Source organism: Streptomyces sp. NPDC000404 (assembly GCF_040300365.1).
Lineage (GTDB): Bacteria > Actinomycetota > Actinomycetes > Streptomycetales > Streptomycetaceae > Streptomyces > Streptomyces ramulosus.
Window position 1 is genome coordinate 248356 of record NZ_JBEPDN010000011.1, and the last position, 14994, is coordinate 263349.

General features: G+C 72.5%; 12 protein-coding genes. 5 read left to right on the forward strand and 7 right to left on the reverse strand.

The window, feature by feature from the left end; all coding sequences use genetic code 11:
* Positions 1-23 precede the first annotated feature (23 nt).
* Complete coding sequence (locus tag ABT345_RS22580) at positions 24-1427, forward strand: S28 family serine protease (protein ID WP_345084432.1); 1404 nt, start codon at positions 24-26, stop codon at positions 1425-1427.
* Between the two features lie 84 nt (positions 1428-1511).
* Here ABT345_RS22580 and ABT345_RS22585 read toward each other — a convergent pair whose 3' ends face one another.
* Positions 1512-3332, reverse strand: a complete 1821-nt coding sequence (locus tag ABT345_RS22585) for a glycoside hydrolase family 3 protein (protein WP_345084429.1) — start codon at positions 3330-3332, stop codon at positions 1512-1514.
* Between the two features lie 239 nt (positions 3333-3571).
* Here ABT345_RS22585 and recD2 point away from each other — a divergent pair, with 239 nt between their 5' ends.
* Both recD2 and ABT345_RS22595 read left to right on the forward strand, forming a co-directional pair.
* Positions 3572-5809: an SF1B family DNA helicase RecD2 gene (recD2, locus tag ABT345_RS22590; RefSeq protein ID WP_345084426.1), complete on the forward strand. Its 2238-nt coding sequence runs from the start codon at positions 3572-3574 to the stop codon at positions 5807-5809.
* 157 nt (positions 5810-5966) lie between these two features.
* Complete coding sequence (locus tag ABT345_RS22595; protein WP_345084423.1) at positions 5967-7256, forward strand: citrate synthase; 1290 nt, start codon at positions 5967-5969, stop codon at positions 7254-7256.
* A 577-nt stretch (positions 7257-7833) separates the two neighbouring features.
* Here ABT345_RS22595 and ABT345_RS22600 read toward each other — a convergent pair.
* Positions 7834-8127, reverse strand: a complete 294-nt coding sequence (locus ABT345_RS22600; RefSeq protein WP_345084420.1) for a heavy-metal-associated domain-containing protein — start codon at positions 8125-8127, stop codon at positions 7834-7836.
* Positions 8128-8381: 254 nt separating this feature from the next.
* Between ABT345_RS22600 and ABT345_RS22605 the strand changes: the two genes are divergently transcribed.
* Positions 8382-9107: a DedA family protein gene (locus ABT345_RS22605; protein ID WP_345084417.1), complete on the forward strand. Its 726-nt coding sequence runs from the start codon at positions 8382-8384 to the stop codon at positions 9105-9107.
* A 195-nt stretch (positions 9108-9302) separates the two neighbouring features.
* On the opposite strand, the gene ABT345_RS22610 is transcribed toward ABT345_RS22605, so the two are convergent.
* From ABT345_RS22610 to ABT345_RS22630, 5 genes are all read right to left on the reverse strand, one after another.
* On the reverse strand, positions 9303-10226 hold the full coding sequence (locus ABT345_RS22610; protein ID WP_345084414.1) for a 2-dehydropantoate 2-reductase: 924 nt from the start codon (positions 10224-10226) through the stop codon (positions 9303-9305).
* Positions 10227-10352: 126 nt separating this feature from the next.
* The gene (locus ABT345_RS22615; RefSeq protein ID WP_345084412.1) at positions 10353-10547 is read right to left on the reverse strand and encodes a helix-turn-helix transcriptional regulator; all 195 of its coding nucleotides are present in this window, start codon (positions 10545-10547) and stop codon (positions 10353-10355) included.
* A 377-nt stretch (positions 10548-10924) separates the two neighbouring features.
* A complete protein-coding gene (locus ABT345_RS22620; RefSeq protein WP_345084411.1) occupies positions 10925-11287 on the reverse strand; it encodes a peptidoglycan-binding domain-containing protein in 363 nt (120 codons plus the stop codon).
* 304 nt (positions 11288-11591) lie between these two features.
* Entirely contained in the window at positions 11592-12605 is a 1014-nt protein-coding gene (locus ABT345_RS22625) for a Gfo/Idh/MocA family protein (RefSeq protein WP_345084408.1), read from the reverse strand.
* A 36-nt stretch (positions 12606-12641) separates the two neighbouring features.
* On the reverse strand, positions 12642-13562 hold the full coding sequence (locus tag ABT345_RS22630; protein WP_345084405.1) for a sugar phosphate isomerase/epimerase family protein: 921 nt from the start codon (positions 13560-13562) through the stop codon (positions 12642-12644).
* A gap of 359 nt (positions 13563-13921) precedes the next feature.
* Between ABT345_RS22630 and iolC the strand changes: the two genes are divergently transcribed.
* Positions 13922-14914, forward strand: coding sequence for a 5-dehydro-2-deoxygluconokinase (iolC, locus tag ABT345_RS22635; protein WP_345084402.1), 993 nt, complete (start codon positions 13922-13924; stop codon positions 14912-14914).
* Positions 14915-14994: the final 80 nt, after the last annotated feature.

A 14994-nucleotide genomic window follows, 5' to 3' on the forward strand; every position in this document is an offset into this window, starting at 1 on the left:
TCCGCGACCCCTGGGGAGGGATCATGCGAAGAACGTTCCGCCGGCTGGTGCCGCTCGCCGTCCTGATCGGCACGGCGGGCGCCACCGCCGCTCCGGCCACCGCCGCGCCGCAGACGCAGGACATCAAGGACCGCCTGCTCGCGATACCCGGTATGCACCTGGTGGAGGAGAAGCCGGTCGACGGCTACCGCTACTTCGTCCTCACGTACACACAGCCGGTCGACCACCGCCACCCCGCCCGGGGCACGTTCGAGCAGCGGCTGACCGTGCTGCACAAGGCGGTCGACCGCCCGACCGTCTTCTACACCTCGGGCTACAACGTCAGCACCACCCCGTCCCGCAGCGAGCCGACGCAGATCATCGACGGCAACCAGGTCTCCCTGGAATACCGCTACTTCACGCCCTCCCGGCCGCAGCCCACCGACTGGAAGAAGCTGGACATCCGGCAGGCAGCCGACGACCAGCACCGCATCTACCAGGCGCTGCACCGCATCTACGGCAAGAACTGGATCGCCACCGGCGGCAGCAAGGGCGGCATGACGGCGACGTACTACCGCCGCTTCCACCCCGACGACATGAACGGCACCGTCGCCTACGTCGCGCCCAACGACGTCGTCAACGACGAGGACTCCGCGTACGACCGGTTCTTCGCCACCGTCGGCACCCCGGAGTGCCGCACGGCGCTTCACAAGATCACCCGCGAGGCGCTCAACCGCCGCGACGAGATGGACGAGCGGTTCGCCCGGTGGGCGGAGAAGGAGAAGAAGACCTTCCGCCTCTTCGGCTCCGTCGACCGCGCCTACGAAGTGCTGGTGACGGACCTGGAGTTCGGTTTCTGGCAGTACCAGCCCGCCGCCACCGCCTGCAAGGACGTGCCCTCCCCGGACGTGTCCACCGATGCGCTGTGGAACTGGATGGACGAGGTCGGCGGCTTCGAGAGCTACACCGACCAGGGCATGGAGAAGTACACGCCGTACTACTACCAGGCCGGCACCCAGCTCGGTGAGCCCGGATACGGCTACCCGCACCTCAAGGGCCTGCTGAAGTACCCCGGCATCAACAACTCGCGCACCTTCGTGCCGCGGGACATCCCGATGCAATTCGACAAGCGCGCCATGCCGGACGTGGACCGCTGGGTGCGCCACCACGCGCAGCGGATGATGTTCGTCAACGGCGAGTGGGACCCGTGGAGTTCGGAACACTTCGAGCTGGGCAAGGGCGCCCGGGACTCCTACGTCTACACCGTGTCCGGCGGCAACCACGGCTCCAACATCACCAAGCTCAAGGATGCCGACCGCACCAAGGCCACCGCCTCCCTCCTGAAGTGGGCCGGTGTCGACGCCCACGGCAAGGCCACCGCACAGGCCCCCTACGACCGGAAGCTGGACCGCCAGGAACTGCGCCGCACCCCGCCGCTGCGCCCCTGATCCCCGGCCCCCGCTCCGGCGACGGCTGACGGAACGTTACGGCGCGCCCCTCCACCCGGGAGGGGCGCGCCCCGTGCCGCCGCGTCAGTACGTCAGCCCGTGGCCGACCGGGTACAGCTCCTCCTCCGGCGCGTCGGCCCGCATCACCGGCACCGGCAGCCGCCCGCGCGGCGACCGCTGCCCGGCGATCACCCGCGCCGCCGCCCGCACCTCGACATCGGTCCACCCGTAACTCGCCAGCCCCGCCCGCACGCCGTCGAGCTGCGCGATGTCGTACGGATTGCGGACCGCGAGCTGCACCACCGGCTTCCCGGTGGCGAGCAGCGCCTCGACGAGCGCGCACTGCGCGGAGCCGGGCGTGATGTTGTACGTCGCGACGACCGCGGCGTCGTGGCCGGCCAGCACCGCCACCGCGTCGTCGATCACCGCCCGGTCCGGCGTCAGGCCCGTGGACAGCGCGGTCGCGGCGAAGCCGAGCCCGGTCAGCTCCCGGGCCAGCACCCCGGTGGGCGGCCCGCCCGTCCCGGACGGCGCGGCCGTGTCCACCCCCGCCACCAGCACCCGGTGCTCACGGCGGCGGGAGAGCGGCAGCACCCCGCCGGTGTTGCGCAGCAGCGTCGTCGTCCGGTCGGCGAGCGCGTCCGCCGCCTGAAGATGGCGGCGGATCCCCACCACCCGGTCGACCTCGGCCCGCGAGGTGTACGGGTCGGCGAACAGGCCGCGGCGCTCCTTGAGCAGCAGGATGCGCAGCAGCTTGGCGTCGATGTCGGCCTCGGACAGCTCGCCCTCCGTCAGGGCGCGGACGACGGCGGCGTGCGCGACGGCGAGGTCCGGCGGGTTGAGCAGCTGATCGACGCCGGCCTTGAGCGCCAGGACCGGCACCCGGTCGTCGCCGTACTTCTCACGGACGCCCTGCATGCCCAGCGAATCGGTGATCACCACGCCGTCGTAGCCGAGCCGCTCGCGCAGCAGCCCGGTGAGGATCGGGCGCGAGAGGGTCGCCGGGTCCCCGCCGGGGTCGAAGGCGGGGACGACGATGTGCGCCGACATGATCACATCGATGCCGGCGGCCACCGCGGCCCGGAACGGCGGCTCGTCCAGCCGCCGCCACTCCTCGGCGGTGTGGTGGATGGTCGGCAGCCCGACGTGGCTGTCGACATCGGTGTCGCCGTGCCCGGGGAAGTGCTTGGCGCAGGCGGCCACCCCCGCGTTCTGGTAACCGCGCACCTGGGCGGCGACCATCCGTGCCACGGCCCGCGGATCGGAGCCGAAGGAGCGGACGCCGATGATCGGGTTGGCGGGGTTGACGTTGACGTCGGCGTCCGGGGCGAAGTCCTGCCGGATGCCCATCGCGTACAGCTCGGCGCCGCTGATCCGGGCCGCGGTCGTGGCGTCGGCGCGCGAGCCCCCGGCGCCGAGCGCCATCGCGCCGGGCAGCAGGGTGGCGGGCACGCCGATCCGCGCGACGGCGCCGTGCTCCTGGTCGGTGGAGATCAGCAGCGGCACGGGCACCCGCTGGGCGGCGCCCGCCCGCTGGATGCCGTTGGACAGCTCCGCGATCTGGTGCGGATCGCGGGTGTTGTGCGCCCAGCTGAAGTAGATGATGCCGCCGACGTGGTACTTCGCGATGAGTTCGGCCGCGTTCGCGACGCCGATCTCCTTGCGGTTGGCGTCCACGTCGGCCTGGTCGGGGGCGGTGGCGGAGTGTCCGTAGACCCGCATCACGAAGAGCTGACCGGCCTTCTCCTCCGGTGTCATACGGGCGATGAGACGCCGCATCCGCTCCCGCACGGCGGCCGTGGGACGGGCGGCGGCAGGGCCGGCGGCGGCCGCGGGAGAGGCGCCCGCGGCGCAGGCGGCGGCGGCCGCGGCTGCGGTGGTCAGGACGGCACGTCTGGAGTGCATGTGCGCTCCTTCCGGCGGGCTTCCCCGGCGAAGTGAGGGACAGTCGGAGGATCACGGATAGCCGGAAAGCATCGCCCGGTCAATGACCGGTTGACCGGCGCCGCCCGGCGGTTGCGGACCGGACGCTGCCGTGCCGACGGCCGACGGCCCTGCGCAGGGCCCTGCCGGCGGCCTCCTCCCGGCGGCCGGCCGAAGCCGCCCGGGCCGCGTTGTCAGACCCCGGCGGTACCGTTCGGAGCATGGGCAACGCGGTCAACGCCTCGGTGGTCGAAGGGGTCCTGGAGCGGATCACCTACGCCAACGAGGAGAGCGGTTACACCGTCGCGCGCGTCGACACCGGCCGCGGCGCGGGCGATCTGCTGACGGTCGTCGGCGCGCTGCTGGGGGCGCAGCCCGGCGAATCCCTGCGGATGGAGGGCCGCTGGGGCTCCCATCCGCAGTACGGCAAGCAGTTCACCGTCGAGAACTACACCACCGTCCTGCCCGCCACCGTCCAGGGCATCCGCCGCTATCTCGGCTCCGGCCTGATCAAGGGCGTCGGCCCGCGCATCGCCGACCGCATCACCGAACACTTCGGCGTGGCCACGCTCGACGTCATCGAGGAGGATCCGGCGCGGCTGATCGAGGTGCCCGGCCTCGGCCCGAAGCGGATGAAGAAGATCGCCGCGGCCTGGGAGGAGCAGAAGGCCATCAAGGAGGTGATGATCTTCCTCCAGGGCGTCGGCGTCTCCACCTCCCTCGCCGTACGCATCTACAAGAAGTACGCGGACGACGCCGTCGCCGTGGTGCGCGAGCAGCCCTACCGCCTGGCGGCCGACGTCTGGGGCATCGGCTTCCTGACGGCCGACCGCATCGCGCAGGCCGTCGGCATCCCGCACGACAGCCCGGAGCGGGTCCGGGCCGGGATCCAGCACGCCCTGTCGCAATCGGCCGACCAGGGCCACTGCTTCCTGCCCGAGGAGCAGCTCCTGGCCGACTCCGTGAAGTTGCTCCAGGTGGACACCGGCCTGGTCATCGACTGCCTGGCCGAGCTGGCCGCGGACCCGGAGGGCGTGGTGCGCGAGAAGATCCCCCAGGGCGGCGGCGAGGAGCCCGTCACCGCCGTCTACCTGGTGCCCTTCCACCGCGCCGAGCTGTCCCTGACCGGCCGGCTGACGCGGCTGCTGCGCACCCCCGAGGACCGGCTGGCCGTCTTCGGCGGCGTCGACTGGGAGCGCGCGCTGGCCTGGCTGGCCCGGCGTACGGGCGCCGAGCTGGCACCGGAGCAGCGGGACGCGGTGCGCCTCGCGCTGACCCGCAAGGTGGCGGTGCTCACCGGCGGCCCGGGCTGCGGCAAATCCTTCACGGTCCGGTCGGTGGTCGAGCTGGCCCGCGCCAAGAAGGCCCGGGTGGTGCTGGCCGCGCCGACGGGGCGGGCCGCCAAGCGGCTGGCGGAGCTGACGGGCGCGGAGGCGTCGACCGTCCACCGGCTGCTGGAGCTGAAGCCGGGCGGGGACGCCGCGTACGACGCCGACCGGCCGCTGGAGGCCGATCTGGTGGTGGTCGACGAGGCGTCCATGCTCGATCTGCTGCTCGCCAACAAGCTGGTCAAGGCGGTCCCGCCGGGCGCGCATCTGCTGCTGGTGGGCGATGTCGACCAGCTGCCGTCGGTCGGCGCGGGGGAGGTGCTGCGGGATCTGCTCGCGGACGGCGGCCCGGTGCCGTGCGTCCGGCTGACCAGGATCTTCCGCCAGGCCCAGCAGTCCGGCGTGGTGACCAACGCGCACCGCGTCAACGCCGGAAAGCCGCCGCTGACCCAGGGCCTGCCGGACTTCTTCCTCTTCGCCGAGGAGGACACCGAGGAGGCCGGCCGGCTGACCGTCGACGTGGCGGCCCGCCGCATCCCCGCGACCTTCGGGCTGGACGCCCGGCGGGACGTCCAGGTGCTCGCCCCGATGCACCGCGGACCGGCCGGCGCGGGCGCGCTCAACGCCCTGCTCCAGCAGGCGGTCACCCCGGCGCGCCCGGAGGTGCCCGAGCGCCGCTTCGGCGGCCGGGTCTTCCGGGTGGGCGACAAGGTCACCCAGATCCGCAACAACTACGAGAAGGGCCGCAACGGCGTCTTCAACGGCACGGTCGGCGTGGTCACGGATATGAACACCGACGAGCAGCGGCTCATGGTGCGCACCGACGAGGACGAGGAGGTTCCGTACGACTTCGACGAGCTGGACGAGCTGGCGCACGCCTACGCGGTGACGATCCACCGGTCCCAGGGGAGCGAGTACCCGGCGGTGGTGATTCCGGTCACCACGGGCGCCTGGATGATGTTGCAGCGAAATCTGCTGTATACGGCGATAACCCGGGCAAAACGATTGGTGGTGCTGGTGGGGTCCCGGAGGGCTCTGGGGCAGGCCGTACGCACCGTGTCGGCCGGTCGGCGGTACACGGCGCTCGATCGCCGACTCGCCGGAGTGGTGGGCGCCGCTCAACTTCCCTAATCGGGTCGAAGGGGCGCAGGATGGTCAGGTAAACGGCACTCAGTGCCGCCCGAAGGCCGAATTGCCGACCCCGAGTGCACATCCCACGTCCAAATGGGGGAAGGTAGAGGCAGTCAGGGCACCTCGAAGAAGAGGCACAACGTCGGTGAGGGATGACGTGAGCGACAACTCTGTAGTACTGCGTTACGGGGACGGCGAATACAGCTACCCGGTCGTCGGCAGCAGCGTCGGCGATAAGGGCTTCGACATCTCGAAGCTGCGCGCCCAGACCGGTCTGGTGACCCTGGACTCCGGTTACGGCAACACCGCCGCGTATAAATCCGCGATCACCTATCTGGACGGTGAGCAGGGGATTCTGCGCTACCGCGGCTACCCGATCGAGCAGCTCGCGGAGCGCAGCACGTTCGTCGAGACCGCGTACCTGCTGATCAACGGCGAGCTGCCCACCGTCGACCAGCTGTCCAACTTCAAGCAGGACATCACGTACCACACCCTGCTGCACGAGGACGTCAAGCGCTTCTACGACGGCTTCCCCCGGGATGCCCACCCGATGGCGATGCTGTCGTCGGTCGTCAGCGCCCTGTCGACCTTCTACCAGGACAGCCACAACCCGTTCGACGAGCAGCAGCGGCACATCTCCACGATCCGCCTGCTGGCCAAGCTGCCGACGATCGCGGCGTACGCGTACAAGAAGTCGGTCGGCCACCCGGTCGTCTACCCGCGTAACGACCTCGGCTACGTCGAGAACTTCCTGCGCATGACGTTCTCGGTGCCGGCTGCCGAGTACGAGCTGGACCCGGTCGTGGTCAGCGCCCTCGACAAGCTGCTGATCCTGCACGCGGACCACGAGCAGAACTGCTCGACCTCCACCGTGCGCCTGGTCGGCTCCTCGCAGGCGAACCTCTTCGCCTCGATCTCCGCCGGTATCAACGCGCTCTGGGGCCCCCTGCACGGCGGTGCCAACCAGTCCGTGCTGGAGATGCTGGAAGGCATCCAGCGCGACGGCGGCGACGTCGACTCCTTCATCCGCAAGGTGAAGAACAAGGAAGACGGCGTGAAGCTCATGGGCTTCGGGCACCGCGTCTACAAGAACTTCGACCCCCGGGCGAAGATCATCAAGGCGGCGGCGCACGACGTCCTCTCGGCGCTCGGCAAGTCCGACGAGCTGCTGGACATCGCCCTGAAGCTGGAGGAGCACGCGCTCTCCGACGACTACTTCGTCGAGCGCAAGCTCTACCCGAACGTCGACTTCTACACCGGTCTGATCTACCGGGCCATGGGCTTCCCGACCGAGATGTTCACGGTCCTCTTCGCCCTCGGCCGCCTCCCGGGCTGGATCGCCCAGTGGCACGAGATGATCAAGGAGCCCGGTTCCCGGATCGGCCGCCCGCGGCAGATCTACACCGGCATCGTCGAGCGCGACTTCGTGCCCGTCGAGCAGCGCTGACCCGTCCGGGCGTCCACGCCCGGTACGGAGACGGCCCCCGCCCGTCCAGGGTGGGGGCCCGTTCGCTTTCCGTGCGGGGAAGGCGAACGGAATCGGCGGCACGGGAAACGAAAAGCGCCCCGCCTCCAGATCCCCCCACGGGTCCAGAGCGCGGGGCGCTTCCCTTGTCCCGGGTCGGATTCCCCCCACGGGATCCGTCCGGGCGTTCAGGGTGCACCGCGATCTGCCGGGACGCGCACGTTCGGGAGGGCCGCTCAAAGCTCCCCGGGCACGTCGCCCCGGCCACGCGTAGCCGGTCCGATCCCCCAAGACCGGCACGGCTGTTGCCGAGCAGACCCCGCCGGGGTGCCTGCTCACCTGGTTAGACTCTCGACCCCCCACGATGGTTACGTTCGGAACTCTGTGATCTGGGTCTCTTGCCATATGAGGGCGAAAACGGTCAAGGGCCGCGATCTGAATTTCGCGGCCCCGACGTATGGGTGTTGTGCCCATTGTGTGATTTTTGTGAACGTGTGGGCTGTGTGGGCCATGGAGCGGCCCCTGTGGTGAAAAGCCCTCCGGTCGGTACCGGGGAGGCTCAGGCCTGGCCCACCAGCTCGTAGCCGGCCTCGTCCACCGCCTCGCGCACCGCGGCCTCGTCGAGGGCGGCCCGCGAGACGACGGTGACCAGGCCGGTGGCGGCCTCCGCGTGCACCGAGACGACGCCGTCCAGCTCCGAGATCTCGGACTTGACCGCCCCCTCGCAGTGCCCGCAGGTCATGCCGGTCACCTTGTAGGTCGTGGTGATCTCGCCCGCCTGTGCCGCGCCCTCACCGGAGTGGCAGGAGCCTTCGGGGGTGCAGCAGGAGCCGTTGGTCGATGCGGCGGTCATGGGAATCTCCTCGTGGTGCCGATGGTCGGTGGATGTCGAGGTGTCGTACGGGTGCCGGGTTCGCCGGGGCGTGCGCCGCCGGCGGTGCGGCGGGGCGACCGGAGTCGCCGTCCGACGCTGCTCACTGTATACCCCTAGGGGGTATCAATCCAGCGCCGCCGCGCCACGCGTTGCCACCGCGTGCACCGCGCGTCAGCCTGGGAGGTACCGGCGCGGAGCGTTTCGCGCCGGGGCGATCGGAGGAGGCGCGCCGGATGGCCGTGCTCGCCCTCTACGGGCTGCTGGTGCTCACCACCCTGCCACCGCTGGTGCCCAACTCCGCGCTGCTCGTCTCCGCCGGCGTCCTCGCCGCGCACGGCGACCTCTTCCTCCCCTTCGTCCTGCTCGTCGTCGCCGGTAGCGCGACCCTCGGTGACCTGCTGATGTACCTCCTCGCCCGCCGCTTCGGCGGCCCGGTGCGCGGCTGGATGCGGCGGAGCGTCCGCCGCCGCGTCCTCCTGGAGTGGACGTCACGGCGGATCGAGCGCTACGGCCTGCCCTTCGTCCTCGGGGTGCGCTTCCTGCCCAACGGCCGGATCGTCGGCGCGCTCACCTCGGGCGTGCTGCGCTATCCGCTGCGCCGCTATCTGCTCGGCGCCGCCCTCGCCGAAGCGGTGTGGGCGAGCTACTCGATCGGCCTCGGCTACCTCGGCAGCGCCGCCGTGGGCAACCGCCTCTACGCCGCCGCCATCGGCATCGGCATCTCGTGCGCCGTCGCCACGCTGGGTGTGGTCGTGCCGTGGGTGGTGCGCCGTCGCGCCGTCCGCACACGGAAGGCGCGGGTGTGCCGGGTGACCGCCGCCGGGGTGGTGGTCCGGAGCGCCGGAACCGGTGGTGCGGCGCGGCGGGACGAGGGCGATGCCGCACAGGGCGGCGGACGCCGTGTCCCGGGCCCGGAGGTGCGCTCCCGGCCCGTTGTCAGTGGTCGCCCTTACCGTTGAGTCATGGCTTACGAACTCTGCGTAATCATCATGGTGTTGGCGTGTGCGGCGGCCCGGCCGTGGCGGGGCCTGTGCGTCCCGGGGCAGGCCTTCCCGGCTTTCGGGCGGCCGGGCCGGAGGAGTGGTCCGGGGTGTGGACGGCGCGGCTCGCCGGGGGCCGCCGGGTGCCGGGGCGGCCCGTCGAGGTGGGGCGGTTCAGGCGCCGCCCGTGGCCCGCAGATCGCGGTCGACGGCGCGCAGCAGGGTGAGCAGCATGCGGTTCAGGGGCGTCGGAAGGGAGTGCCGTTCGCCCGCCGCGACCACCGCTCCGGTGAGGTGCGCGTACTCCAGCGGCCGGCCCGCCTCGCGGTCGTAGAGCATCGACGAACCGGCGTCGGGCGGGGCCGCCGCATAGATCTCCAGCGTCCCGGTGATGTCGCCGTCACCGATGTCCGCCCCCTCCGCGCGGGCGACCTCCGCCGCCTCGGTGAGCAGGGCGCGGGCGAGCGCCGCCATCTCCGCCTCCCGGAAGATGCCCATCCGCTGCCCGAGCAGCGCCGTGAGCGGGTTGGCGGCGAGGTTGAAGAAAAGCTTGCGCCAGGTGGCGGTGGTGAAGTCCGGCATCTGTGTGACGTTCAGCCCGGTGCCGTCCAGCAGCGCGGCGAACGCCTCGGACGACGGGCCCTGCGGCACATGCAGTTCGCTCGCGAGGTGGTGGACGATCCGGCCCGGCGCGGTGCGCTCCGCCGAGAGATAGCAGATCACCGGCAGCGTCGCGGTCCCTTCCGGAACGTACGGGGCCACGCGCTCCGCGAGTCCGGTGCCGTTCTGGAGCACGGCGACCGTGGTGCCCGGTCCGCACAGGGCGCGCAGCCACGGCGCCGCGCCGGGGGTGTCCTGCGCCTTGGTGGTCAGCAGCACCCAGTCGACGGGCCCGACCTGCGCGGGATCGGTGGCGACGGGGACCGCGGCGTGCCGTTCGGCGCCGTCAAGGGTGACGGTCAGCCCGTCGACGGGCGTCCGTACGCACAGGGTGACGTCGAGTCCGGCCCAGTGCATCAGGGCGGCGGCGTAGCCACCGATCCCACCGGCGCCGATCACCGCCGACCGGGCGGAGGAGGAGCGAGATGTCGTGGACATGGAGTGATCGTAGGAGGGGCCGGCCCGGTGTGTCCGGCGGTGCGGGGATCCGCCCGTGCCCGGGGCCCGGGGCGGCGCCGGTCCGATGCGGTCCGCGCTCCGTGCGGTGCGCGCCGCGGGGTCAGGTCATGCCCGGCGGCTGTGGCCCGGTCTGCGGGTCACCCAGTCACGGACGGTGTCGGCGAACCAGTACGGTCTGCCGCCCTCGACGTGGTCCGGCTCGGGAAGCAGACCGTGCTTGCGGTAGGAGCGCACGGTGTCCGGCCGCACCCGGATGTGTGCGGCGATGTCCTTGTAGGACCAGAGCCTCCGGTCGGTCATCGCTGCCTCGCCTCCCTGGATCCGGGGCCCCGGCCGCGCGGCCTGCGTCAGGCGCGGACGGAGCGGGTGTTCCTGTGCCCTGCGCCGGGACAACGACACCGACCGCCGTACGGACAGGGGCTGTTGATCACCTGTGACGGAAGACCCGCGTAACCGTGACGGACGTGACGCAACGGGGACGGCCGTGACATGTGTGGAACGGAAGGCGACAGGAGGGGAGAGGTGCGGAATGCGGGCGGGGCGAGGCCTTGACCTCGCCGAATGGCGGCCGTCCCGGGTGTGAGCGGCGGTGTCCCCGGGCATGAGCGGCGGGCCGCCCCGCCCGGGACGGCCCGCCGTATGGAGAGGCGCCGCGCCGTCGGTGCGCGGCGGACGGGTCAGGCGTAGAGCGCCTTCCAGGTCTTCTTGCCGACCTTGCCGTCCGCGGGCAGATGCGCCGCCTTCTGGAACTTCTTGACGGCGGCGAGGGTCTTGTCGCCGAAGTAGCCGGTGAGGCTGCTCCAGGGCAGGTACTTGCGGTTGGCCAGCAGGCACTGGACCTGCTTGACCCGGTCGTTGCGCTGGCCGTACGTGGTGAGTGCGGTGCCGTTGTAGTAGGCGCAGGCGGCCTTGGGGTCCGGCCCGGTGGCGGCCTGCGCCCCGGGTGCCGCGCCGGTGAGCAGGGCGGCGGTGATCAGGCCGGTGGCGGCCGCCAGGGCGGCCGGGCGGCGGATGGAGCGATGCAGAGAGGTGATGCGCATGATGTCCTCTTTTCCCCCGTTGAGCGCCATGCATCCGTATGGTGCTCATCCGACCACCCCCAGGGGGTACGCGCGCCGGAGTGCTCCGCAGCGGGATGCCGTGCATCTACGGGCACGCGGCCCGCGCCCGCCGCGGTTGCCGGAGGCGGAGAGTCCGGTGCGTCAACTTTCCTACGTAAGAAAGGCGATGAGGGGGCATCGTCACGGACCGGTCGCTTTGCGGCGAACGTCCTGTGGGCCGGGGGACGCGGAGGGGCGGCCGTCGCCCTTGCGGTGGTGCCGGGCGGGCCGGGAGGGCAGCGGATCAGCGGTACAGCGCGGGCCGTTCGGGCAGGTCGACGGGGACGCGCTCGCCGGTGCGCTGCGCCTGGACGCCCGCCTGGCAGACCACCGCGGCGGCGTAGCCGTCCCAGCAGCCGGGGCCCTCCACGGCGCCGCGCCGGGTGGCGTCCACCCACCGCTGCACCTGGTGGTCGTACGCGCCCGCGAAGCGTTCCACGAAGTCCGGCGGGATGGTGCCGCCCCAGCGGCCCGCCGCGTTGACGAAGACGCCGCGGTCGTCGCCGATCCGCGCGGTGCCCCGCTCGCAGACCGCCTCGCAGGACACCTGGTAGCCGAAGCCGCAGTTGACGAAGAGTTCGGTGTCGACGAGATGATCGTCCGCGGTCTCGAAGACGATCAGCTGCGGATCGTGCAGCCCCTCGGGCGCACCGCCGGAGGGCGTCGGGCGCAGCACCCGTACGGCGGTGATCTCGGTGTCCAGCAGCCAGCGCGTCACATCGATCTCGTGCACCGCGGAGTCGTGCAGCGTCTGCGCATCGGTGCAGCCGGGCGGCGAATCGACGTTGCGGTGCGTGTGGTGCAGCATCAGCGGACGGCCCCACGCACCGCGCGTCAACTGCGCCTTGAGGGTGCGGTAGTCCGCGTCGTAGCGGCGCATGAAGCCCAGCTGGACCAGGCGGCGGCCGAGGCGCTGCTCGGCGGCGAGCACCCGCAGCGCGGACTCCGGATCCGGCGTCAGCGGCTTCTCGCACAGCACCGGCAGCCCGCGCTCGAACGCCGCCGCCAGCGCCGCCTCGTGGGCCGCTCCCGGCGAGGCGACGAGGAGTGCGTCCACCCCCGGAGCGTCCATGGCGGCCACCGGATCGGTGCGGGCCACGGCCCCTTCGATGGGGCCGGCCAGCGCCTCGGCGCGGGCCCCGTCCACATCGGCGACGACCGCCACCCGCGCCCCGCTGATCACCTCGTCGATCCGGCGTACGTGATCGGCGCCCATCCGCCCGGCGCCGATGACGGCCACCCCCAGAGTCCCGTGCATGTCGTCCTCCCGCTCGCGGTCCGTTCCGTCCGTCGCTCAGGCGCCGCAGGAGCGCAGAAAGCGGCGGGTGCGCCGGGCGATGGGCAGCGGCTGCTCCGGCGGACAGGGATACATGTCCTGCTCGACGATGGCGAAGAGCGGGGTGCCCAGCTCCTGCGCAGCCTCCAGGACGGGCGGCAACGCGGGGACGCCGCGCGGCGGTTCGCACATCACGCCCTGCCGGACGGCCGGGCCGAAGGCGGTGCCGTTGGCGCGGACGTCGGCGAGGATGCCGGGGTCGACCTGTTTCAGATGGAGATAGCCGATGCGCTCGCCGTAGGCGCGGATCAGCGCGACGCTGTCGCCGCCGCAGTAGGCGTAGTGGCCGGTGTCCAGGCAGAGGGAGACCAGGTCCGGGTCGGTGGCGTCGAGGAAGCGGGTGACGTGCTCCTCGGTGTCGAGATGGGTGTCGGCGTGCGGATGCACCACCAGCGTCAGGCCGAACTCCTCCCGGACCCGCCGGGCCAGCCGCTCCGTGCCCTCGGTGAGGTGCCGCCACTGCGCGGCGGTCAGCTCGGGCGGCTCCAGCTCCTCGGCGGTGCGGTCGTCGCGCCAGAAGGACGGGATGGCGACGAGGTGTCCGGCGCCCGTCGCCCGGGCGAGCGCGGCGACCCGGGAGACCTGCTCCCAGGTCGCGTCCCAGATCGCCGGGCCGTGGTGCAGCGAGGTGAAGACCGTCCCGGCCGAGACCCCGAGGCCGCGCCGGGCGGTCTCGTCGCGCAGCACCGCCGGGTCGGTGGGGAGATAGCCGTAGGGGCCCAGCTCGATCCAGTCGTAGCCCGCCTCGGTGACCTCGTCGAGGAAGCGCCGCCAAGGGACCTGCCGGGTGTCGTCGGGGAACCACACGCCCCAGGAATCCGGTGCGGACCCCACCCGGATGCGGTCCAGAACGGGCGCGTCGGCACGGGCTGCGGTCATGCGACGGCTCTCCTCTCGCCGGTCGGCGGTGACCGGGGGCGCGGGAGTGGTGGGCTCAGCCTCGCGGGCACCCCTGGGGGTGTCAAGATCCCCTCCCGCCATACGGGCCCCCGGCGCGCCGCCCCGGGGAGCACGCCGGGAAGCGGTGGTTCCGACGCGCCGCCGCTCCGGCGGATACCGGTACGCGCGGCGCCCGCGCCCGTGCGGCCACTCGCCCGTATCGCCGCCCCCGTACAGGTCAGCGCGGTGCGACGGGCCGTTGACAGGGTCCGGCGGCCCCACTAGACCTGTGCCCGCGACGGGGTGTGGGCGCGCCGCCCGGCCCCGCCGTGCCGCGTCGGGCGAAGCGAAGGGGACCCATGCCGGAACCGTTCGACCTCATCACCATGGGCCGCATCGGGGTGGACCTCTACCCCCTCCAATCGGGCGTGCCGCTCGACCGGGTGGAGACGTTCGGGAAGTTCCTCGGCGGCTCCGCCACCAACGTCGCGGTCGCCGCCGCGCGGCTGGGCCGCCGCACCGCCGTCATCAGCCGCACCGGACGCGACCCCTTCGGCGACTACCTCCACCGGGAGCTGCGGGAGTTCGGCGTCGACGACCGCTGGGTCACCGCCGTGGACGACCTGCCCACCCCGGTCACGTTCTGCGAGATCTTCCCGCCGGACCGCTTCCCGCTCTACTTCTACCGCCGCCCCACCGCCCCCGACCTCACCCTCCGCGCCGACGAGCTGGACCACGACGCGCTGCGGGCCGCCCGGATCCTCTGGGTCACCGGCACCGGACTGTGCGAGGAGCCCAGCCGCAGCGCCACCCTCGCCGCGCTCGCCGCCCGGGCCAGGCGCGGCCCCACCGTCCTCGACCTCGACTGGCGGCCGCTGTTCTGGGGCGGTGCGGGCGGCGCCTCCGGGGACGGCGGGGCGACCGGCGCCGCCGCCATGGCCGCCGCGCGCCCGCACTACGAAGCGGCGCTCGCCCACGCCACCGTCGCCGTCGGCAACATCGACGAGGCGGAGGTCGCCACCGGGCTGCGCGACCCGCGGGCCTGCGCCGAGGCGCTGCTGGCGCAGGGCCCCGAACTCGCCGTCGTCAAACAGGGCCCCAAGGGCGTCCTCGCCGTCCACCGGGACGGCCGCACCGCCGAGGTCCCGGCCTTCCCCGTCGAGGTCGTCAACGGCCTCGGCGCCGGTGACGCCTTCGGCGGCGCGCTCTGCCACGGCCTGCTGGAGGGCTGGGAGCCGACGCCGATGATGCGTTACGCCAACGCGGCCGGCGCCCTCGTCGCCACCCGTCTCGCCTGCTCACCCGCCATGCCGACGGCGGCGGAGGTCGACGCGTTCCTCGCCGCACGATGAACCGGCCGGGCCCGGACGCCGCGGCCCGGACGGCCTGCCGCCCTCGGCCCGGCTGCCCCCGGATCCCGGCTCCGGACGGC